The following is a 21069-nucleotide window of genomic DNA, read 5'->3' as shown; positions in this document are numbered from 1 at the left end:
CAGTTCATGAGTCCAGATTTTGAAATCATTGCGCCCCGCTTAGCGCTCAAGCTCATCCCTTCTGAAGAAGCTCACTTACTACAACGTTTGCTTGCAGAATCCCCTTCCCTACACCAGTGGCTAGATTGGTGTAATCAAAACGTTACGTTGAAAGATGCACAGGACTTCCTGTTGGCAACCCGACTTAACTGGGTAAAAACAGAAGCTTTCGGTTTCGGTATCTATGAGCGACAAAGTAACACGCTAGTAGGAATGGCCGCCGTAAACGAGTTATATCACACGTTTAATATGGCAAGTATTGGCTACTGGGTTGCTGACCGCTATCAACGACAGGGCTATGCTCAAGAAGCCGTTAGAGCCTTGGCTGAATTCTGCTTTGCAAAGCTTAGTTTAACTCGACTGGAAATTGTCTGTGACCCCGACAACGAAGCAAGCCAAACCTTAATTGAGTCAGTCGGTGCACAAAAAGAAACCATCGCCAGAAACCGGTTTATTTTTCATGGTAAGCCTAAGGATGGTGTTGTGTACTCACTTTTACCGGCAGATCTAACATAGACAAAAAGCCACCGACTTGCGGTGGCTTTTTATATTTCGAAGATGCATCCGCGCAATCCGCGTAGATATGAATTTGGCGTCTTAGTGAAGCTTAAGGTTTGGACGCAGTACTCGGTTGATACGGCCCACAAGCATCATCAGTCCGGTTTTAAATACGCCGTGCAACGCCATCAGGTGCATTCGATATAACGAGATATAAACGACACGTGCAATACGGCCTTCTACCATCATCGACCCTTTGGTTAGGTTGCCCATCAAGCTACCAACGGTAGAGAAACGGCTTAGAGACACCAATGAGCCGTGATCTTTATACACATAGTCTTTCAGCTCTCGTCCATTAATTTTCGCAACGATGTTGCTGAATGCTTGACTTGCCATTTGGTGCGCAGCTTGAGCACGTGGTGGAACAAACGAACCATCAGCCTGAGTACATTGTGCTAAGTCACCAATAACGAAAATGTCATCATCACGCGTCGTTTGTAGTGTATTTTTCACTACCAGCTGGTTGATACGGTTCGTTTCTAAACCGGCGATATCTTTAATAAAATCTGGTGCTTTAATACCCGCAGCCCAAACCATGATTTGTGCCGGGATCTTATCACCATCTTTCGTGGTGAGGCCATCTTTTTCAGCTTTAGTCACCATGGTTGCCGTGCGTACGTTTACGCCCAACTTCACCAGCTCCTGATGAGCAGCAGCCGAAATACGTGGAGGAAGCGCAGGTAGAATACGCTCACCCGCTTCAATCAGGTTGACGTTCAGCTTGCTAGAGTCAAGATCGCCAAAGCCGTAAGTACGCAGCTCTTTAACGGCATTGTGTAGTTCTGCAGATAGCTCAACGCCAGTTGCACCAGCACCAACAATCGCGATATCCACCGTACCGTTACCGTTTTTCGCGTGCAGTTTTAGGAACTCATTGTTCATTTCTGTGCGGAAACGGTGCGCTTGTTCTGGACTGTCTAGGAAAATACAGTTCTCACGAACGCCAGGAGTGTTGAAGTCGTTTGATGTTGAACCAATCGCCATGACTAGAATGTCGTACTCTAGCTCGCGGCTTGGCATCAGAAGCTCACCATGCTCATCTTTAAGCTCACTTAAGATGATCACTTTACGTTCGCGGTCGATGTCTTGAAGGCTACCCATTTGGAAGTCGAAGCTGTGGTTTTTTGCATGAGCTCGATAACTCAGAGCATCCACCCCTTCGTCCAAAGAGCCAGTTGCAACTTCATGCAATAATGGCTTCCACAAGTGGCTCGCTTTACGATCTACTAGCGTAATTTGCGCACGGTTCTTGCGACCTAGAGTTCGGCCAAGCTTAGTTGCCAACTCAAGACCACCAGCACCGCCGCCTACAACGATAATGCGTGTCACAATGATTTTCCTCTACAAAAATGAATATATGGGGTTCAGCTCGATACATGGTTCACAGACATGCTGTGCCATACATCCAACCGATGAATTCTTGGTTCTTAGAGGTGTCTCAATTTATTTGGATTAAAAACTGCTGCCTAATTTTATTCTTTATCTATCAATAACTTGTTAGGAATCAGCATATTTGTCTGGTACGCATACGACGCCAGAGATTTTTGGGCAAGTTTATTACTCGCTCTCAATTTTTTTTGATATTTATCAAATTATTTTAGTCTGGTTCATTATATAGAGACGTACTTTGAAGGCAACCAAAATCCGTGTGACGAGTACGGATTGACTACTTTTCGACTACTCTACAACAAGGTATTCGTGCCACATAGGATGGAAGTAAGAAAACGGTAAGGAGAACACAATATTCTAAGCGCTAAACCAAGAAAATGAGGTCTTTAAAGAGAAAGGGACTCGGCATACTCACAAGAGGGGGTCGCAGCAAAGCAGCCGATAAAAAATGCCGCTTTACTGTTCACACTCAAACACTCTTAAGTATTTTTAAATGCCTTCATCGCTTGTAAATGGTGAGAGATCTTTTTGAACTTGTGGGACTGCGTTTCGTCCCAAATGATTTGATAGTATTTTTCTAACTCAGCTGCAGTTTTCGCATTGTCATGCACTTCATCATCTTTGGATAAAATAACCAAGCAGTGAGCTTGATTTTTCGCTCGAAACTGATCAACACATTTTGTTGCGATATCTTCGTACTCTTCTGGGCGATCGATTCGACCAGCCATCGTTTTTTCTGGGTGCAAGTTCGGGTTAAACATCACTTGTTTGATACCGCATAGAAAACCAATTCGTTCAGACCAATAACCACCTAAACCAACCCCACAGATTAACGGGTTTGGATCATCCGATTGATCGATAACTTTAGACACCTCTTTTAACAAGTGTTGCATGTCGTGCTTTGGGTGAAGGGTGCTGTAATTGATAAAACGAACGTCGTCGTCGATGAATTGCAGTTGAAGAACTTTTTCGTGGTTACCCGGGCTTGTACTGTCAAAGCCGTGTAAGTAAATAATCATGTGTACCTCTCCCTGTGTGTATCTGGTACTTTTATTAAAACTACCACTATTTCCTTACTGTTAAAGGGGAAAATATCACGAGTTCTCAAAACAGTGATCTTCCATACACAATGAGCCTTTCAACTCATACGCACTGTTTAAGTATTGCTCATATCCCCACAATTTATAGGCCAGTAAATACCAAAGCATCGCCATCACTAGGGTTCTTGGCTGCCACGCCTGTACACCACTTAACCAAAGAGACGCATCTTCGATACCTCGAATTTGGCAATACTGTTTCACCGCCTCTTCCACAGGCGCATCCGCGACTTGAATAGTCAAGGTCAAATCAAGCCTAGGGTCAGCAATACCAGCATACTCCCAATCAATGACTTTCACCCCACTCTCTCCCCGAACGAGGTTGTAACACCCCAGGTCAAAGTGACAAAGAGCTAGTGGAACCGGCGCTACACTCGGTTCCGTGCGCCACTTCATGTATAGAGCCTCAAATTCCGTATCCGCATACTGACCATCAAGCTCAAGCCAATAATGATCGATGCGAGAAATATAAGAAAATGGAACCAAAGGGAGCGCGCTGATCGGGTGCTGATGAATGGTCGCCGCAATGGATAATAAATCTCTTACTGGTAGCCCTACCTCTGAAAGTGCTTGCCCTTCGATCCATTCCACTAGTAAACCTTGCTCGTGGATAAATACTGGCTTGGGGCCAATTTCTAATGAAGAGATAGCATTCAGAACTTGATATTCATTGTGGCGAGAAATTGAAAAAGCCTTGCAAACATTACTGGTCGGTCGCCAGATGTATACAAGGCCTTGAGAGGATTCCAACCGCCAACAACGGTTGGTTAGCCCCCCGGTAACGGTTTGAACTTTTACCGGAGGCTCAGTAAAGAAGCCATCGAGAGCATTAAGACTCGGATCTAACTGTTTTGCTTGTTGCCAAGAAAACCATGCCATTGATGACTTCTCCATCAGTATCGATTAAAGACCGAATAAGCTCTTCGATTGCGCTTTACGAATTTCCGTTTCATCCGCCCACTCAATCAAACCTGTTTCTAGGTCCATTAGGCGCATGGTCATCTTGTAGTATACATCTTTATCGCTACCTGCATTTTTGACGATGCTAGATAGGTTACCGTAAAGCATGTATTGCGCACCCACCATTTTACCAAATTGGATCGCTGTGCTTTGGTTAACCAGCTCATCCGTGTTTTGGAAGTTAAGCTGTTCACGCACAGACTCAACACGATCCATATCAACAAAGCGGAACTTACCAGAGTTCAGCATCTTAGTAGAAATAGTGTCGGTAATGGATTCAGTGTCAATGTGTTCACTGGTCTTGTTCTTAATTCGCTCAACAAAAACGATAGGACGTTGATCACGAGTAATTGCTGCTACAGAACCCGACATCATCATGCTATCCACCATTTCAGCCGCGATTTTTTGTAAATCTGTTGAGCCAAAATCGATAGTTGTGGTTTCTGTTGCTTGCGCATCGCCGTAAGAGACTTTGTTAGAACAGCCACCCAAAATGACGGCAAGACCTAAAAGAGCAATAATACTTTTTTTCATGAGAGTTCCTTAGTTTTTCAATACCAGCGCATCGTTAGCGCGGCAGCTTCGGCAAAGCCGTTAAGATTAATTGTCTTGTGCTTCTCTAATTTGAACACGGAATTTGGTGCCATTTGGATTCACAGTAACTTCAGATAACGTGACTTGCTCAAACCCTCGCACAATCATTTTGCGCCATGGGCCAGGCTTGGTATTCACTTCTAAACCATTATTGTCATACCAATAGAAGCGGTAAAGAATGTGCTGGTCACCTTTATAGTTACTGCTTAGTTGCACCACTCCACGTGGACGATCATCAACGTAAGTGATGGTGATGTTGTCAACTAATAAGCGACTACCCAAAACGTTATCATTAAAAAATACTTTTTGCGTTTGACTATCAATTCGAATACCAGCCGTGTTTTCGGCGCATCCAACTAAACCAATAGCCATTGCTAAACAAATAAGCCATGCTTTCATTACAGTCTCCCTAGCTGTTTATGCCACACGGTTGAGTGTGTTCCCTGACGAGATACCCATACCAATGTAGTCTGCTGTGCAGGCACTTCAAACTGATAGGTTTGATCACCCAAGTTTAAACTTTGTGTTCCTGGTTTCACGACTTTTGATGCCGTTTTCACTTGCGCTGGTAATGCTTGCCAACTTCTCGTATCCGGCTGCTCGGTCAATGTGTTCCATACATTGAAAAGTATGTTACCCACATCATCGCCTTTTTTCGCCGCCTCTTTTCGGATTCGATCTTTTGCCCAAACGCGAAGAGCTTGACGGATCACCATTGTAGTCAGACGTTCATTAAGATCGTTTTGTGCCATCGCATTAACATCAGTCAGCGTGCTAGAAGGCAATACCTGACCATTTAAAACCACATCGCTAAAACGTTGAGCACCCCGATTCGGATAATAAGGAAGCGCCAACGAATAAATGGCCCCATTATCGCGACTGTCGTAAATCGGTAGATCAATACGCCAACCTTTCAAAGCCTCCACAACGCCTTGTTCATCAATAACGATGACTCGACCTTGAGACTGAGTTAACCCAGAAGGTGCTTTACCATACCGTTTCTCTAGCATGCGTAAGTCTTCACGCATGCCTAGTTTCTTAGCGGCGTACAGCGTGCTTTCAACAACTTGTTTGTTGTCTGGCATCACAGCGAGTGCTCGTCGGTAATCAACATAAGCACTGTTTAAATCTCGTGACGCTTCATATAACAAGCCAGAAAGATAGAACAAATAGCCGTTTTGTACTGCGCTTAGTTTTTTACCAGCATCAGGGTAGCTCGCCAACACACTGCCTAAATTGGCAGACATGCCTTGCTTTTTCAGGTCTTTTTCTGCTGCTTTTAGTTCTTTTTCACGCGCCTTTCTTGCCGCTTCCTGAACTTGATTGGCTCGACGCACTTCAACAAGCGCCCCTTCCAAATCGTTTTTCTGTAAATAGTTTAGCCCGAGATAAAGGTGCAGAAAGCCAAGTTCATAATCGGCGGGATGATAATCTTGGAGATTGTCGTTCACTGCGAGAGAGCCGACGCTCGTTGCCGTTTCTGACACAGAAATAGTCGCGCGATCTTGCTGAACACGAACGGCACGATCACCATTTTCCAGCGCTTTCAAACTTGTCGGGTAATCTTCAGCAAGAAAAGAAATACGGCCCTTTTCAAAGTTGCCAAGTATCTCGCCACCCACTTCGCTCGATTGAAGTTGTTTCGCTTTCGCATATTCCCCGGCAACAACGGCTTGATAAACTTCTTGATTCTGGTCGCTGTAGTGACTAAACAGATTGCCCGCAGACAAATTCGCGCAGCCAGAGGCCATTAAAGCCCAGCTCATCAGCCCTAACAGCTTTACACCTAGTTTCACATTTATCTCCACAAATGTGTCATTCGACAGGAAAAAGAAGTGGGTGAACTGCGCCACCCACTTTTTTAAAGCTTAGCTCAATACCATTGGACCTAGAGGACGACCGCCTAATAGGTGCATGTGAATATGGTAAACCTCCTGGCCACCGTGCGGGTTACAATTAACGATCAGGCGATAGCCGTCTTCCGCAATGCCTTCCTCTTTCGCCAGTTTTTTAGCAACAGTGAACAAACGCCCCATCATTGCTTCATCTTCAGCTTCAACATCATTCGTTGTTGGGATCAATTTATTCGGAATAATGAGAATATGGCTCGGTGTGCGCGGGTTAATATCGCGAAACGCAGTCACCAACTCATCTTGATAAAGAATATCGGCAGGGATTTCCTTACGAATAATTTTACTAAAGATCGTTTCTTCCGCCATGAGGACTCCATTTTATAAAGGTAATTAGACCCCAATTAGTATGCGCCAACCAAAAGCGGAGCTCAATAAAAACAGTGTTCACTTAACATTATTAATCAAACGCTAATTAACGAAGCTTTTTTTGTCGTGTGCGTCATAAAATGCGCGTCACAAACTCAATACAATCCAATGAATTTTGTTACTTTTTTAAGACAATTATTATTTTTATACCCAAGTAAGCTCAAAATTCTTGGGTAGCTTGTCTATTTTGGGAGAGGAAGCTCACTTATGCGAGGTTCAGTTATTAAAAGGATGTATGCGGGCTTTGCTCTGATCATCATCCTATTTGCCGTCACAATTGCCATTATGATGGGAGGAATGAGTGATATTCACGGGAAGTTTGGTACCGTGTCTAAATCATCCCTACCACTGGTATCGTTATCTAACCAAACCAGTGTTGAACTGCTTTCTGCCGACAAATCGTTTAAAGATTTTCTGACGACAGAGAATAAACAACGCATGGATGAAATGCGTCAGGAATTTGCTAGATCTCAACAACGTTTCGAATCCACTTTGGGTCAACTGGAAACTGCGAGCCAAATCTATCCTTCTCTTACCGAACCGTTTTCACAATTAAAAGCGTTAGAGCAGAGCTATTTTACTGAAGCTCTTGAAGCCATGGACAACTACGAAGCGATGTTCGCTGCGCAAGAAAAAGTACAAAAATCGTCACGTCGCTTCCAAAAGCTGAATACCGAGTTGTCGGTCGGCCTTAAAGAATATGTGGCAGATCAAACCAGCATTTCTGTCAAAGTCATGGCGAAGAGTTACTTCATTAAGCTAAAAGATGCGGAAGTTATAACCTCTGATGCCCTCGCCAGTTCTGATCCTGAGTTTGTTACGCAAGCCGTGACCAAAAACCGCAAAGCAGTGACTCACTTGAACTATGCTTTCCGTGGTTTAGTTACTCAATTACCTGAACTAAAAACAGCGTTTGGTGAGTCGGTAGAACAATTCACACGCGACGTGGGAATGCGTGGAGGTGTCTTAGACCAGCACAATAATTACCTCAATGCTCGTGCAGCGCTATACAACAACATCGCCAACCTAGCGAATAAAGTTGATTCAACCATGGCGATTCTTGAGCAATTTACGACAACCGCAACGGATAAACTTAATGAATCGTTAGCAGACGCTGGTGACATTTATTCTGCGGGTGTGACAAAAGCCATCATCATTGGCGTTGTTGTCGTGTTACTTGCCACAGCGATTGGCTACCACATCGCGCATAGCGTTCGCGAACCATTGACTCGTATTCTAAAAGTGCTTGAAAGCCTGACTGAAGGTGACATGACACAACGTATCGATATTCGCTATAACAACGAGTTCAGCCGAGTGAGTGGACACATTAACTCACTAGCCGACAGTCTTCACGAGATCTTAGTGAAACTCAACGAAGCGTCAGAGAACCTATCTTCGACCTCAGCAACAAACGAAAGCACGTCTTCGCAAGCGCAAAGCAAATTAAGCTCACAACGCGAGCAAACAGCAAACGTTGCGACCGCAATGACGGAAATGTCTCACTCAGTGCAAGAAGTCGCTCAAAGTGCACAAGGTTCACTAGAAATGGTGCAGCGTGTCGAATCTGCCTCTGAAGAAGGCAGAAATGTCATGAGCAGCAATATCTCGACCATAAATCAACTGGAAACGCGTTTGAACGAATCCGTTTCCGCTGTCTCTGAACTTCAAAAAATGAGTGGTCAAATTGGTTCTATCCTCGATGTGATTCGCAACATTGCTGAACAAACTAACCTACTGGCATTGAATGCAGCAATTGAAGCGGCTCGCGCTGGCGAGCAAGGTCGCGGCTTTGCGGTAGTGGCCGATGAGGTGCGTGTGCTTGCATCCAGAACCACTCAGTCCACCACTGAAATTGAATCGATGATCAGTAATCTGCAATCCAGCTCTCAGTCAGCAAATCAAGTAATACAAAGCTGTATGAGCGATATGGAGATGTCTGTTGAGCAAGCATCAAAAGCGAACAGCTCAATGGAAGAGATTCAAGCGCTAATCATCGAAATCAGCCAAATGAGTACGCATATTTCGCAAGCGGCAGCAGAGCAAAGTGAAACCTCAGCAGACATTGCACGCAGTATTGAAGATATCAATAGTATCGCCGATGAAAGCTTCCAAGCTATGTCGAGCATCGCACAGACCAGTGAATCCCTGACTCACTTGGCTCATCAGCAGAATGAATTGGTTCACCGCTTTAAGTTATAAATAATTTATAAATTTGAGCATTAATTAGTGCAATCAACTGTATAAGGGCGACTTTTTGTTAAGTCGCCCTTGTTTTTTATCAGCCATGTCTACATATGATTAATATGGCCAGCTCATCCCCTTGCACATCTCTTTTCGAGCGGCCTCATAAAAAGGAAAATCTATGGCTGTTCATGTTGGTATTATCGACCAAGACCCAGTGAGATTGGTCACTCCTCTATTAGATAATCGTACGCTAAGCACACATATCGTCTTCATCGGAGACAAGAGCCAGTTAGATATATTTGACCGACTGAGTGCCGTTTTAGAGCAACGAGACATTACTTCCGAATTTTTTGAAATCCCATCCGCCGTCAATACTTCGCTGATCAAACAAGCGATTCAAAAACTGGCAAAAGATCTCCATGAGCGCGGCGAAGATGTGAAATTGAACGCCAGTTGCGGTCTTCGTCATCGCTTATTGTCTGTGTACGAGGTTTTCCGTACCTATCGCTGGCCAATTTTTGTGGTTGAGCCAAGTAGCGATAAGCTTTGCTGGTTATACCCAGATGGCAAAGAAGATACTCAAGTCGAAGACCACATTACGATTGCTGACTACCTCACTATCTTCGGCGCACGCGGCGAGTTCCACCACGTTGATTTACCTCCTCTTCTTGATAAAAAACTGTATGAACTTGGTGAACGCTGGGCCTCAAATGCGCTTGAACTTGGTCCAGGCTTAGCGACTCTTAACTACCTTGCAACCACATGCCGCAAAGAGCAAAAACTTGATGTGGAGCTTTCTGAAAAGCAACAAGGCTACCGTGAGCTCAACATGCTGCTTTCGGACTTAGTGGAAGCGCAAATCGCCACTTATGAGAATGGCGTTCTAACGTTTGCAGATGAAGATGCACGCCGCTTTTCAAACGGTGAATGGTTAGAGACTCTGGTACACAGCACGGTCAAGCAAATTCAAGATACGATGCCGACGATTCAAGATCGCTCTTTGAATGTTCAGGTTTATCGCAAACTTGGTGAAAGTGAAGTACGCAATGAGTTGGATGTTGCAACAGTGGTAAACAACAAGCTCCACATCATTGAGTGTAAAACCAAAGGCATGCGAGATGACGGCGATGACACCTTGTACAAGCTAGAATCCCTCAGAGATCTACTAGGTGGTTTACAAGCACGTGCAATGCTGGTGAGCTTCCGACCGCTTCGTCATAATGACATTACTCGTGCAGAAGATTTGGGGCTAGCTCTGATTGGCCCTGATGAGCTTAAAGATTTAAGAACGCACCTAACGGCTTGGTTTAAAGACGCAGGCGGCTCGGACGAGATCTAGTATCAGTGATAAGAACTAGAATTCAAAATGATCAAAAGCAGCGTTACAGGCTGCTTTTTTCATACCTAATTTTTAAGTGTGGGTTTAAATAGGTAGAAAAAAACCAGAGGCGTGCCTCTGGTTTTTCCGTTTGTTTAAAATGCCAATTATCGCGGCTTACAGCATTTTACGCGCTGCTTCTACTACCACCTTAATTGAACGAGCTTCCGTCTCTTTCAGAGTTGAATGATCTGGAATCTCTTTTTGTGTACGGTTGATGATTACACCCGCCACACAACCTGCTTTTAGACCAGAGCTCGCACACATTGTTAGCAATGTTGCAGACTCCATCTCAAAGTTAAGTACGCCCATGTCTTGCCATTCTTGCATAGAACCTTGGAAACGCTTAACAACGCGACCAGAGAACGTGTCGTAGCGCTCTTGACCTGGGTAGAAAGTATCACTTGAAGCCGTCACACCCATGTGAACCGCAGCGCCAGACTCTTCTACTGCCGCTTTCATTGCAGTTGCTACTTCAAAGTCAGCAACTGCTGGGAATTCCATTGGCGCAAAGTGCAGGCTCGCACCGTCAAGGCGAACTGACCCCGTCGTTACGATCATGTCACCTACGTTTACATGCGGTTGAATTGCGCCAGTTGTACCAACACGTAGGAAAGTACGAACACCAAGCTGCGCGAGTTCCTCAACTGCGATAGAGGTAGAAGGGCCACCAATACCTGTAGAACAAACCACAACAGGTTTACCGTCTAATTCGGCACGGTATAGCGTGTATTCACGGTGACTTGCTAGAAATACTGGGTTTTCCATTTGTTCTGCGATTTTTTGAACGCGCGCTGGATCACCAGGAATGATGGCTAGAGTCGCACCATTAAGATCAGCTTCAGTAACACCTAAATGAAATACAGCTTGAGACATAAGTCGCTCCTTATTGTGGCTTATTTTATGAACAATAAGCTCATTAATCAGTTATTGGGTACAAATGCACTGTAGCGAACCTTTCACCAACATAGAGTGATCACAATCACAATGAGAAAATGCAATGAAACTATAATTTCACCCAAAACAAGCAATGATCACACTTTTGGGGAGTTTGGCTCATTTTGTTGCATAGCGATGCGTGATTTCAAAAACAAACTAAAACATATTATTAGATTTCGTCGATACGGTTAAAAAAGCCCGAGACACGAATGCCTCGGGCTTTTTATTAGCTAGTTAGGTAGGTCACTTGGCCTGCTTGGACTCAAAACGGAGCAATCTCAACGCATTTAACGTAACCAGTGCAGTTGCGCCGCTGTCGGCTAATACTGCCACCCATAGACCCGTAATGCCCAATAAACTTGTCACCAAGAAAACGCCTTTCAAACCAAGCGCTAACGCAACATTCTGACGAATATTGCTTAACGTCGCACGCGATAGTTCTATCATGGCAGGTAACTCAATCAGACGATTGTGCGTTAATGCCGCGTCGGCCGTTTCCAGAGCAACATCCGTACCGCCTCCCATCGCAATACCGATACTCGAAGCTTTCATCGCTGGCGCATCATTAATACCGTCTCCCACCATTGCAACGGTGTGTTGCTGTGATAGTTTCTCGACGTAATGCACTTTATCTGCTGGTAATAAGCTTGCTTTATAATCCAAGCCTATTCTGGTCGCCATTGCTTCAGCACTTCTCGGGTTGTCACCGGTTAGCATCACCGACGTTATCCCAAGCTCCTTCAACGTAGCGATAGCTTCTTGGGCATCTGGGCGCAATGTATCTTGCCATGCGATCACGCCAATGACCTCGTAATCGTAACGCACAATAACAACCGTTTTACCTTGTTGTTCCAACGTCACCACTCGCTCTTCGGTTTCTTGAGAAAGTGGGAAATCGGCCTTAGAAGGCGTGACTACTTGGACTATTTTCCCATCGACGTAACCTGTGACACCAGAGCCCACTTGCGCGGTTTTATCTAGCGCTTCAGGAATAGTAAGCCCCTGCTGTTGCACTTTATTAACTAAAGAAACCGCGAGAGGATGGCTTGAGCCAACTTCGATTGAGGCTGTCAGGCTAAGTAACTTGTCTTCATCTACATCAAAAGCAAAGACGTCGGTCACCTGCGGCTTACCTTGCGTCAATGTACCGGTTTTATCAAATGCGACGGACTCCACCTTACCAAGCAACTCAAGCGCCGCACCACCTTTGATTAATGCCCCCCGCTTCGCCGCAGCCGCCAAGCCAGAAGTAATCGCTGCAGGCGTTGAAATAACCAACGCACACGGACAGGCGATCAGTAACAGGGCAAGTCCTCGATAAATCCACGTTTCCCATGGTTGAGCAAACAACAGTGGTGGCGTGACGATAACCATCAAGGACACCAACATCATCAGCGGCGTATACCAACGGCTGAACTTATCCAGAAAACGTTCTAATGGTGCCTTACGAGATTCTGCTTCTTCAATCAAATGGAGAATTCGGTCAATCGCATTCTCGCCTTGACGAGAGGTCACCTGTAAACGAACGACTTTATCGACAACCACAGCCCCGGCCATCACTTTGCCACCCGTTTGGTGCTCAACGGGAACGGATTCTCCCGTTAACGCACTTTCGTCAAAACTCGCAAGCGCATCTTGCAACACACCATCCGCTGGCAAACGACCACCGGGGGCAACTTCTATAATATCCCCCGGCTTAAGCTGAGCTGCAGGCACCTCTTTACGCTCACCATCAACAATTAAAATTGAATTTTCTGGGACTAAGTCCATTAGCGCTTGGACACCACTTCGAGCGCGGGATGATGCATATGCTTCTAACTTTTCACCAATAAGGAAAAGCAATAACACCATTGCCGCTTCAGCGGTTTCACCTAAATATAAAGCGCCGAGCGCTGCCACACTCATTAACGTTTCAATCGCAAAAGGCGTACCGCTACGCGCCAACTTGAACGCTTTGAGCGCAATTGGGTATAAACCCAGTAAACAGGTCAACGTGAATAACCAAGTGCTTATTTGAGGGTCGATCTTAGAAATTATTGCCGCGACAACCATCGCACTAGCAATAGAGAGAATTTGAATGTTGTCTTTTACTACCCCACGCCAGCCCTTCGTTGCGGTATTTGGTTTTGGAGCATCGAGTGAAGAAAGCGGAAAACCTGTTTGTTGGGCTGTATGCTCTATCGTAGAGGTCAGCTCGCTATCGTCAAAATCGACAACCAGTTTTTCTGTTGCAAATAAGACTTTTGCTTGGTTAACACCTTCCAAAGACGTAATAGCCTTCTCAAGCTTTTGCGCACATGAAGGGCAATCCATACCTGACACAAGCCACGAGTTTCGAATTGAGGAATCACTCTCCCTTGAGGGCTCTTCTTCCTCACCAGGGTCGGTGCTACAACTCCCTCCGCTGCAACATGAACTTTCGGACACTTCTACGCCAGCTTGAGAAATGTTGAGTGAAGATTTTACTGGTGCGCAGCACGACTCGCTCGCGCCAAGCGGCACCGCAGTTTTGATTTTGCTAGATTGGCAACCTTGATGTTTCGTACACATAATTTATTTTCCTTATTGGTGTAGGCTCTTTGCCTATGACTAAGGATAAACCTTAGAGCTAGCTCCAAGGTCAAGGTAATTTTTTAAAAACTCGTCGATTGAAAATAAAAAAAGACGCCGAAGCGTCTTTCCAAATGACTTATTTAAAATCAAGCACCTATGAAATTTGATCAAAAAGGTTAAACTGGATGCTTAAAACACTCATTTAAAGTCATCCCGATGGCGCGCAGCACATCTCGCCTAGTGATAACGCCGACCAATTTACCTTTGCCGTCAACCACTGGATACATTTTTGGCTTACCAATCTTCATCATGTCAGCCAACTCAATCACTGACATGTCTGGAGAAACAGATAAAACATCGTCATGCATACACTCTTGAACGGTATGCGTATCTTGGCAGTGATAACTCGCTTTCACCAATTTATCTAACAAGTCTTGCTCTGATAAGAATCCAACTACCTTTTCATTCTCATCAATGACGGGCCCACCTAATGTGACGCTTTGCATGACTTTATTCAAAGCAGCCGAAAGTGACATATCTTTAGTGAAGGTCACCGCTTGCAACGTCATGTAATCTTTTACTTTTAATGAATGCATTCTTATCTCCTTAAGGGCATTTTATTGCGGCCTTTAGATAAGTGTCGCCTAATTTCCTGAATTTACTAAATGGAAATGAGTAATTTTATTTATAGGTGCAGCCTATTGATCTGAATCAAAATTAAGTCATCCTCGGCATTCACTGTTGTTTAATTGAGTACAACTTGCAAATGGGCTCACTTTTGACAGGTGGTAAATACAACAAAGCCAGTCAAATTGACTGGCTTCATTATTGGCGCATAGTTACATTAACAATGATGTCGACGCATATTGTCTAAAATAATACCGGTTGCCATTGCGACATTCAGCGACTCAGCACCACCAAATGCCGGAATCGTGATCTTATTTGTCACGAGCTTCGCAGCTTCTTCACGTACGCCGTGGGACTCGCTGCCCATCAACAAAATACCTTCAGCAGCGAATTCCGTTTTATGAACGCTCTCCCCTTCCAGAAACGCACCATATACTGGCAAATTGGCTTTTTCTAAGTAACTTGGCAAATCCACCAGACTCACTTGTACGCGGCCAAAACTGCCCATGGTCGCGCTGATCGTCTTAGGGTTATACGGATCAGCACAATCTGTACTCGCAATAATGTGCTTGATGCCATACCAGTCTGCGACACGAATAATCGTTCCTAGATTACCTGGGTCAGATACGCCATCTAGCGCAATCATCAAGCCTTTTGCTTGAGGCACTTTTACACTCGGGATTTCAACCACTGCAATGGCCGCGTTATTGCTCACGAGAGTGCTCGCTTTGGTCAGGTCGTCAAGCGATGCTTCAATGCAATCAAAACCACTTAGCGCACTAGCGTTTTGTTCGAGAAATGCCTCGGTTGCGAAGACATGCTTCACCTTTAATGAACTGCTTGCCAGCTCTAAAACGTTCTTTTCACCCTGAACTAGGAATAAGCCATGCGCTTTACGCTGTTTCTTTTGACCTAAAGCACGAAGCAGTTTTAATTGGTTTTTTGAAATCATTAAAGTATCCCAGGTGAAAATGGTTATTCGGCGAATGTACTCGAAACAATCTTCACGACAGTTCGGTATCAAGCGCGTGAGATTATAAATTATACTTAAATAACCTCAAGAAACTTGATTCATCAGAAGACTTTGAAGAGCAAACGCAGTAAAAGAGGGTTCAAAAACGAAAAAAGCCCTGCGATATACGCAGGGCTTTTAAAGGGTGGGACCCCAGCCACATCCCGGCACACAAGTCACCCGCTGCGGCTGCTTCCTTCCGGACCTGACCGAGTTCACGAGCTATTGTTGCGAGAGGACCAGAGCCCCATAATTCTTTTCGAGAGGACTTGCCTCAATCGATGGGGCGATTATTCAGTATCAGCCCTCATAATGCAAGAGCAAAAGCCTTGAATTTCGTCATTTCATTACCGTTTGGACAAAACTCGATCAATTCATTCCTCTATGATTGAGCCACGTAACGATGCGAAGAAGGATAACGGCGTGTTGACTGCTTACTTGAATACATATCTTCATCAGCTAAATGCATGGCTTGCTCTAAGCTCATGTGCTGTTCTCTTTTTGCAGAGACACCAATAGAGATGCCCACAGACTCTAACTCACTACACAGTTTGCCTTTTACATCAATTCTGCTGAGCTCTTTCATTGCCCTATTTAATTCTGCTTGAGTCGGATAGCCCAACAGTATGAACTCATCTCCCCCTATCCGGTAACTTTTTCCTGACCATACATAATGAATTTTTAGCGCCAATAATTGCAACACCTCATCACCAGCACGGTGACCGTACGTATCATTGATTCGTTTGAAGTGGTTAATATCCAAGTAAAGTATGGATAGATCTTTGTTTACGCCTTTTCGATGTTTTACTTGCAACGCGCGGCGATTTCTTAACCCCGTTAAATTGTCAGTATTCGATTGACGATAAAGATAAAGCGAAACGCAAATCGCAAACAACAATACAAAGACAAACACAGCCTGCGTTTGCGTTGCCAGCCGAACCTCATATTCAAGCGCGGTACGCCAATCTGGGCGCAGGTCGTACTGGGCAATGATCTTATCTACTTCCAACATCGCTATCGCTCGACTGAAAAAAGGAGCAAGCATGGCACCTTTCTCGTTCGCCACCAATCCAACAGAAAGTTGTGACTGGTAAAACTCGCCAATCGCCGTGTCCTGCTCTATCGGAACCAACTCGCTCAGACGTAAAAAGTGGTTGAGCATCGCGGTATCCATCGGAATGTAATCGACCTCTTCATTCAATAAACCCTGAATGAGTTCTTGTTGGGTACGATAACGTTTCAGCTCTTTTAGCGGTAAAAGTTGTGTCATCATTTGGTCGAAAAAGTCGTCCTCAACCACACCAATCCGCTCAGAGATCAACTGTGACACATGAGAGTAAGTGTTCGGCTTGTAACCTAAACGCTTGACCATAACGGATGCTGGTGAGTAATGGGGCTTGGGAAAGTAACTAAATTCATGTCGCTCGCGACTGACCGTTAACGGCGCTAAAATTTCAAAGCTCCCCTGCATAAACTCGTGATACATGGAGCCCCAACTTTCATTTGGCTCACTAATGATCACGCAGTTTAATGCCAAAATCTCACAGCTTCTCAGGACGACATCTGCCGTCATCCCTTCGATACTGCCGTCTTCGTTGTAAACAACATATGGAAAGATAGATTCGAGCTTGATCCGTATAGGCTCACTAAAATCGAGAGGTAATAAGCGAATAGATTCTCGCAATGCCGCTCGCCTGAGTTCAAATTGATACTGGGAGATCTCTTCACGAAGTTGCTTTTGCACTCCTTCCCCATGAATAAACGTAGCGAACGTATCCAACTCTTCGAGATGATGATCTTTTTTACTGATGATCGATACTGGCTTTATCGAAATCTGATCATTTAACATCTTAGCGTCAAAGCCCTCCAGCAGCATCGGCTTAAGCTGATTGATGGCATCGACTACGCCTTCAACAACGCCTGATCTCAGTAACGTTACCGCTTGCTCATGACCTTGATAAGAGACCTGTTTTAGCTCCGGGTAGTATTGTTTAAGTAATTCAGCGTAAACCGTATCTTTAGGGACGCCAACTCGTGAAATGTCACTCAACGTCGAGTCTTTTAATCCAAAAAGGTAGGTATATTCGATATTAGTTGGACGGGAGTAACTAAAGCGTTGAGCACGCTCTTCTGTGTAAGTGATATTCGCAGCAAAGTCCGCTTCCCCATTCGCGACGGAATTTAGAATGGCATCAAAGCTGGAATAGTTCACATATTGAACGGTAAAGCCGAACTCTTTCGATGCAGCATTAAAAAGAACACGGGTGACGACATCATCCGCTTCTGTCGCAACTTTATAATGAGCAATTAAAGGTGATTCAGCTTTTACATTCAAACTCAGTAGGCAACAAGTAAAAAGCAACAGTGTTCGAGCAAAGGTAGTCATGACAAACTTATCTTAAATCAACCACTTATAATGTGGTTATTATTATTGGAAGTTTAGTAAATATGAAATGAAGAACATATACTAATCTTCATTTTGTTCCACAACCAATTCGATAGTCTGCCGCACGTGTCACTTTTTACCTGACGAAATACTCATAATTCTGCCTGTTCATCGCTGCTACGTAAGATATAGTCCGTCATCCAAGCCGTTCCTAACAAACAGATCCAAACAACAAAAACAGGGTTTGGTACATCTGTAGTCGGACTCACCACTAAGGCAGCAAAGCCAACGGTCGGTAACGTCCAGCACAATAGTTTACTCCAACGAATGGAGTGTTTAAGCTTCGCGAGGGTTTCCATTGAAGCCAGCATTCCTGTCACGCTCAATGCCACAAGAACGGCATATGGCAAGCCAGCAATCCATAATGGGAACAACAACAGCATCGGCCACCAGCTGTGCTTATTGGATGGGGTCCAATGTACAGCAGACCACCACATCGCCATGACCGCGACAGTTTGAACCACTGTAACCCAAGCGGATCCATCTAGCTTCCCACCTTGTTGCGTGACCATAATACCGACTTGTAGAGTAAGTACGATTAGGCCTGCGGTGAGCAGAACGCCCAACGAACTTCTACGAGAGAACACTACCATTAAAAGTGGGAAAAGGATCAAAATACCAATCGATAGCGCGATTGGCTGCATTGAGAGCGTAGCGCCAAAAGCCATCATTGCGCCCAGCAACACCAAACCTGCAAACCCGCCTTGTGGCAAGATCCACAACGCCGGGATCATGAGTGCAAGAACGGGAATATCTCCCTCGCTCAAACTCATCGCTCGAACGCACACCACTGCGAGTAAAGTCGTAATGAAAAATTGAAGTGTCGATAAAATCATAGCGCCTCCTGGCTTCCCCACCTACTTGGTAACTCAACGGCAAAAACTGGGATTAAAAGTCGTTGAGAGGGTCTAGATTCAAGCTTAGCTTGTGTTTGTTTTATGCTTTTTAACGCTCATTAACATACGGCACGACTGAAGAGAAAATGTGATCAACAAAAGTCAATCGCGGGCAATATAAACGTTAAGAACCGTTAGCAATATACAAGTCCGATGGTTTACCATTCCTTAGTAATCCACAATAGACACTTTTGAGTATGGACCAATTTTTAGCGCAAATCTTTGCTGTAATTCACCAAATTCCAAAAGGAAAAGTCTCCACCTACGGGGAAATCGCAAAAATGGCAGGTTACCCGGGCTACGCAAGACATGTTGGTAAAGCGCTTGGTAATTTGCCAGAGGACAGCAAACTCCCGTGGTTTAGAGTGATAAATAGTCAAGGAAAAATATCCTTAAAAGGCAGTGATTTAGAACGACAAACAAAGAAATTAGAAGCCGAAGGAATTGAAGTATCTGAGATTGGAAAAATTTCGCTAAGAAAATACAAATGGCAGCCTTAGGCTGCCATTTTTTGTTCGCTGAGTTTGATATTAACGCGTACCAACTAGACGAATATCCAACTGGTGAGTTTGTGCTTCATCTGTGATTACACCGTTATGTGTATCGCTGATAAAACGCAATTTACCATCCACTTCAATACGCGCACGGACGCTGTAACGATGGTTTGGTTTGATTTCATTGTTATCGTAGTTCAGCTCAAAAGAAAGAGGAACTTGTTTGCCTTCCGTTTCGAATGTCTGCTTTGCTAGTACTTTTGCTGGCGCGTCAGCCAAAGACACATCTTCTAACGCGACGGTAACCACTGCGTTTGGCGGCAGAGCAATACGCTCACGGTAAGCCACTGTACCTGTAATCGTCTTCATTGACGCCTCTGCAGATTCCATTTCTGTATTTTGAGAAGTTTGGCAACCCACTAACGCAGCCCCAAAGAGTAAAGAAGTAACAAGCAGTAGTGTTTTTTTCATATCTTCCTCGAAAAGAGTATTAAACCGGAGCAATTATAGGTGTGGAATATAAAACTGTCTGCTTCCTGTCGGTTTATTTGACAATAGTTTGACTGAGTTAGAATTTATCAAACAATTGATTTTGTTTCATAATCGGAACAATACTATTTCTAAGTTACTCAATAGTTCTTAACTATGGCACTTCACAAGAGTGAGACTGTTGAGGTAAGTTGGAGTGAAAGACAACGGTGAGGAGACACAATGAGTAAACCATTACGAGAATTGCTCAGCCTACTACAACTCGAAAAATTAGAAGAAGGCTTGTTTCGTGGCCAAAGTGAAAACCTAGGTTTGCCTCAAGTGTATGGCGGCCAAGTGATTGGGCAAGCGCTTTCTGCTGCGCGCTACACCGTTGAAGAAACACGCGCGGTGCACTCCTTCCATAGCTATTTTTTGTACCCTGGTGATCCAGAAAAGCCCATCATTTATGATGTAGAAAACCTAAGGGATGGCCGTAGCTTCAGCACCAGACGCGTTAAGGCGATTCAAAATGGACGCCCTATTTTCTACCTAACGGCGTCTTACCATGGCGATCAACCTGGGTTTGATCATCAAAAGGAAATGCCAGACATTCCTGGCCCAGAAAACTTCGCCTCTGAGAGTGAGCTTGCTAGCCATATAGCCGAATTCCTGCCAGAGCGACTACGCAAAACATTTTGTGGTGAAAAGCCAATTGAAACCCGTCCTGTTACGGTCATCAACCCCCTAAAACCCAAAAAAGCAGAGCCTAAACAGTATCTTTGGATTCGTGCCAATGGTGAAATGCCAGAGAACCTGCTTATACATCAGTACCTGTTGGCCTACGCATCAGATTGGGGATTCCTCGTGACAGCAATGCACCCACATGAAGTGTCATTAATGACGCCAAACTTCCAAGTTGCCACCATTGACCATTCAATCTGGTTCCACCGTCCGTTCAAAATGGATGAATGGTTGTTGTACGCGATAGAAAGCCCAACGGCGAGTAATACTCGCGGGTTAGTGCGTGGCGAAATCTATAACCAGCAAGGTCATTTAGTGGCAACCGCAGTGCAAGAAGGTGTAATGCGCTATACCAAGTAACCGCTAAACCCTAAACGACAAAAGGAGTGCTCAGCACTCCTTTTTTGTGGGT

The 21069-nt window shown here is 44.7% G+C and carries 19 protein-coding genes and 1 other RNA gene; 5 read left to right on the top strand and 15 right to left on the bottom strand.

The window, feature by feature from the left end; all coding sequences use genetic code 11:
• Positions 1-6 precede the first annotated feature (6 nt).
• Positions 7-555, top strand: coding sequence for a GNAT family N-acetyltransferase (locus J8Z23_RS04930; RefSeq protein ID WP_048626173.1), 549 nt, complete (start codon positions 7-9; stop codon positions 553-555).
• An 81-nt stretch (positions 556-636) separates the two neighbouring features.
• Here J8Z23_RS04930 and J8Z23_RS04925 read toward each other — a convergent pair whose 3' ends face one another.
• The 7 genes from J8Z23_RS04925 to hinT form a co-directional block, all read right to left on the bottom strand.
• Positions 637-1926 carry an NAD(P)/FAD-dependent oxidoreductase gene (locus J8Z23_RS04925; protein WP_395185554.1) on the bottom strand — a complete coding sequence of 430 codons (1290 nt, stop codon included), beginning with the start codon at positions 1924-1926 and terminating at the stop codon, positions 637-639.
• Positions 1927-2465: 539 nt separating this feature from the next.
• Positions 2466-3005, bottom strand: a complete 540-nt coding sequence (gene ycfP / locus J8Z23_RS04920; RefSeq protein ID WP_012842003.1) for an alpha/beta hydrolase YcfP — start codon at positions 3003-3005, stop codon at positions 2466-2468.
• 75 nt (positions 3006-3080) lie between these two features.
• Entirely contained in the window at positions 3081-3962 is an 882-nt protein-coding gene (gene thiK / locus J8Z23_RS04915) for a thiamine kinase (RefSeq protein WP_395213358.1), read from the bottom strand.
• Positions 3963-3986: 24 nt separating this feature from the next.
• Entirely contained in the window at positions 3987-4577 is a 591-nt protein-coding gene (lpoB, locus tag J8Z23_RS04910) for a penicillin-binding protein activator LpoB (RefSeq protein WP_005378467.1), read from the bottom strand.
• A 66-nt stretch (positions 4578-4643) separates the two neighbouring features.
• Positions 4644-5036 (bottom strand): YcfL family protein, encoded by a 393-nt coding sequence (locus J8Z23_RS04905; protein WP_301658974.1) that lies wholly within the window; start codon positions 5034-5036, stop codon positions 4644-4646.
• Complete coding sequence (locus J8Z23_RS04900; RefSeq protein ID WP_434635155.1) at positions 5036-6433, bottom strand: COG3014 family protein; 1398 nt, start codon at positions 6431-6433, stop codon at positions 5036-5038. The genes J8Z23_RS04905 and J8Z23_RS04900 overlap by 1 nt, the downstream gene beginning before the upstream one ends.
• A 72-nt stretch (positions 6434-6505) precedes the next feature.
• Positions 6506-6856 carry a purine nucleoside phosphoramidase gene (gene hinT / locus J8Z23_RS04895; RefSeq protein ID WP_005390611.1) on the bottom strand — a complete coding sequence of 117 codons (351 nt, stop codon included), beginning with the start codon at positions 6854-6856 and terminating at the stop codon, positions 6506-6508.
• 267 nt (positions 6857-7123) lie between these two features.
• Here hinT and J8Z23_RS04890 point away from each other — a divergent pair, with 267 nt between their 5' ends.
• On the top strand, positions 7124-9115 hold the full coding sequence (locus tag J8Z23_RS04890) for a methyl-accepting chemotaxis protein (protein ID WP_434635153.1): 1992 nt from the start codon (positions 7124-7126) through the stop codon (positions 9113-9115).
• Between the two features lie 163 nt (positions 9116-9278).
• Positions 9279-10439, top strand: a complete 1161-nt coding sequence (locus J8Z23_RS04885; RefSeq protein ID WP_005390608.1) for a DUF1887 family protein — start codon at positions 9279-9281, stop codon at positions 10437-10439.
• Positions 10440-10595: 156 nt separating this feature from the next.
• Here the strand turns inward: J8Z23_RS04885 and udp are convergent, their stop codons facing one another.
• The 7 genes from udp to J8Z23_RS04850 form a co-directional block, all read right to left on the bottom strand.
• Positions 10596-11354 carry a uridine phosphorylase gene (udp, locus tag J8Z23_RS04880; RefSeq protein WP_012842006.1) on the bottom strand — a complete coding sequence of 253 codons (759 nt, stop codon included), beginning with the start codon at positions 11352-11354 and terminating at the stop codon, positions 10596-10598.
• A gap of 306 nt (positions 11355-11660) precedes the next feature.
• Complete coding sequence (locus J8Z23_RS04875) at positions 11661-13967, bottom strand: zinc/cadmium/mercury/lead-transporting ATPase (RefSeq protein WP_301658977.1); 2307 nt, start codon at positions 13965-13967, stop codon at positions 11661-11663.
• A 179-nt stretch (positions 13968-14146) separates the two neighbouring features.
• Positions 14147-14566, bottom strand: coding sequence for a CBS domain-containing protein (locus tag J8Z23_RS04870; RefSeq protein WP_005390603.1), 420 nt, complete (start codon positions 14564-14566; stop codon positions 14147-14149).
• 248 nt (positions 14567-14814) lie between these two features.
• A complete protein-coding gene (locus tag J8Z23_RS04865) occupies positions 14815-15549 on the bottom strand; it encodes an RNA methyltransferase (protein ID WP_282149347.1) in 735 nt (244 codons plus the stop codon).
• Between the two features lie 208 nt (positions 15550-15757).
• Positions 15758-15854: signal recognition particle sRNA small type (ffs, locus tag J8Z23_RS04860), an RNA gene on the bottom strand.
• 137 nt (positions 15855-15991) lie between these two features.
• Positions 15992-17995, bottom strand: coding sequence for a GGDEF domain-containing protein (locus J8Z23_RS04855; protein WP_104974319.1), 2004 nt, complete (start codon positions 17993-17995; stop codon positions 15992-15994).
• 152 nt (positions 17996-18147) lie between these two features.
• Complete coding sequence (locus tag J8Z23_RS04850; RefSeq protein ID WP_046874702.1) at positions 18148-18891, bottom strand: hypothetical protein; 744 nt, start codon at positions 18889-18891, stop codon at positions 18148-18150.
• A 257-nt stretch (positions 18892-19148) separates the two neighbouring features.
• On the opposite strand from J8Z23_RS04850, the gene J8Z23_RS04845 reads away from it, so the two are divergent.
• Entirely contained in the window at positions 19149-19451 is a 303-nt protein-coding gene (locus J8Z23_RS04845; protein WP_134646971.1) for a DNA base-flipping protein, read from the top strand.
• 30 nt (positions 19452-19481) lie between these two features.
• On the opposite strand, the gene J8Z23_RS04840 is transcribed toward J8Z23_RS04845, so the two are convergent.
• Complete coding sequence (locus J8Z23_RS04840) at positions 19482-19916, bottom strand: YbaY family lipoprotein (protein WP_012842007.1); 435 nt, start codon at positions 19914-19916, stop codon at positions 19482-19484.
• A 240-nt stretch (positions 19917-20156) separates the two neighbouring features.
• On the opposite strand from J8Z23_RS04840, the gene tesB reads away from it, so the two are divergent.
• Entirely contained in the window at positions 20157-21017 is an 861-nt protein-coding gene (gene tesB, locus J8Z23_RS04835; protein ID WP_005390581.1) for an acyl-CoA thioesterase II, read from the top strand.
• The last annotated feature ends 52 nt before the right edge of the window (positions 21018-21069 follow it).

This window comes from Vibrio sp. SCSIO 43086 (genome assembly GCF_051132235.1).
GTDB classification, from domain to species: domain Bacteria; phylum Pseudomonadota; class Gammaproteobacteria; order Enterobacterales; family Vibrionaceae; genus Vibrio; species Vibrio diabolicus.
Note: the sequence above shows the minus strand (reverse complement) of the source record. Positions and strands in the feature narration are given on the sequence as shown.

Excerpts from the sequence above, each read along its gene's own strand:
- ycfP (WP_012842003.1), bottom strand. The coding sequence starts at position 3,005 with ATGATTATTTACTTACACGGCTTTGACAGTACAAGCCCGGGTAACCAC.
- tesB (WP_005390581.1), top strand. The coding sequence starts at position 20,157 with ATGAGTAAACCATTACGAGAATTGCTCAGCCTACTACAACTCGAAAAA.
- J8Z23_RS04855 (WP_104974319.1), bottom strand. The coding sequence starts at position 17,995 with ATGACTACCTTTGCTCGAACACTGTTGCTTTTTACTTGTTGCCTACTG.
- lpoB (WP_005378467.1), bottom strand. The coding sequence starts at position 4,577 with ATGAAAAAAAGTATTATTGCTCTTTTAGGTCTTGCCGTCATTTTGGGT.
- J8Z23_RS04870 (WP_005390603.1), bottom strand. The coding sequence starts at position 14,566 with ATGCATTCATTAAAAGTAAAAGATTACATGACGTTGCAAGCGGTGACC.
- J8Z23_RS04875 (WP_301658977.1), bottom strand. The coding sequence starts at position 13,967 with ATGTGTACGAAACATCAAGGTTGCCAATCTAGCAAAATCAAAACTGCG.
- J8Z23_RS04905 (WP_301658974.1), bottom strand. The coding sequence starts at position 5,036 with ATGAAAGCATGGCTTATTTGTTTAGCAATGGCTATTGGTTTAGTTGGA.
- J8Z23_RS04840 (WP_012842007.1), bottom strand. The coding sequence starts at position 19,916 with ATGAAAAAAACACTACTGCTTGTTACTTCTTTACTCTTTGGGGCTGCG.
- J8Z23_RS04890 (WP_434635153.1), top strand. The coding sequence starts at position 7,124 with ATGCGAGGTTCAGTTATTAAAAGGATGTATGCGGGCTTTGCTCTGATC.
- J8Z23_RS04850 (WP_046874702.1), bottom strand. The coding sequence starts at position 18,891 with ATGATTTTATCGACACTTCAATTTTTCATTACGACTTTACTCGCAGTG.
- J8Z23_RS04865 (WP_282149347.1), bottom strand. The coding sequence starts at position 15,549 with ATGATTTCAAAAAACCAATTAAAACTGCTTCGTGCTTTAGGTCAAAAG.
- J8Z23_RS04885 (WP_005390608.1), top strand. The coding sequence starts at position 9,279 with ATGGCTGTTCATGTTGGTATTATCGACCAAGACCCAGTGAGATTGGTC.
- J8Z23_RS04930 (WP_048626173.1), top strand. The coding sequence starts at position 7 with ATGAGTCCAGATTTTGAAATCATTGCGCCCCGCTTAGCGCTCAAGCTC.
- J8Z23_RS04845 (WP_134646971.1), top strand. The coding sequence starts at position 19,149 with ATGGACCAATTTTTAGCGCAAATCTTTGCTGTAATTCACCAAATTCCA.
- udp (WP_012842006.1), bottom strand. The coding sequence starts at position 11,354 with ATGTCTCAAGCTGTATTTCATTTAGGTGTTACTGAAGCTGATCTTAAT.
- hinT (WP_005390611.1), bottom strand. The coding sequence starts at position 6,856 with ATGGCGGAAGAAACGATCTTTAGTAAAATTATTCGTAAGGAAATCCCT.
- thiK (WP_395213358.1), bottom strand. The coding sequence starts at position 3,962 with ATGGCATGGTTTTCTTGGCAACAAGCAAAACAGTTAGATCCGAGTCTT.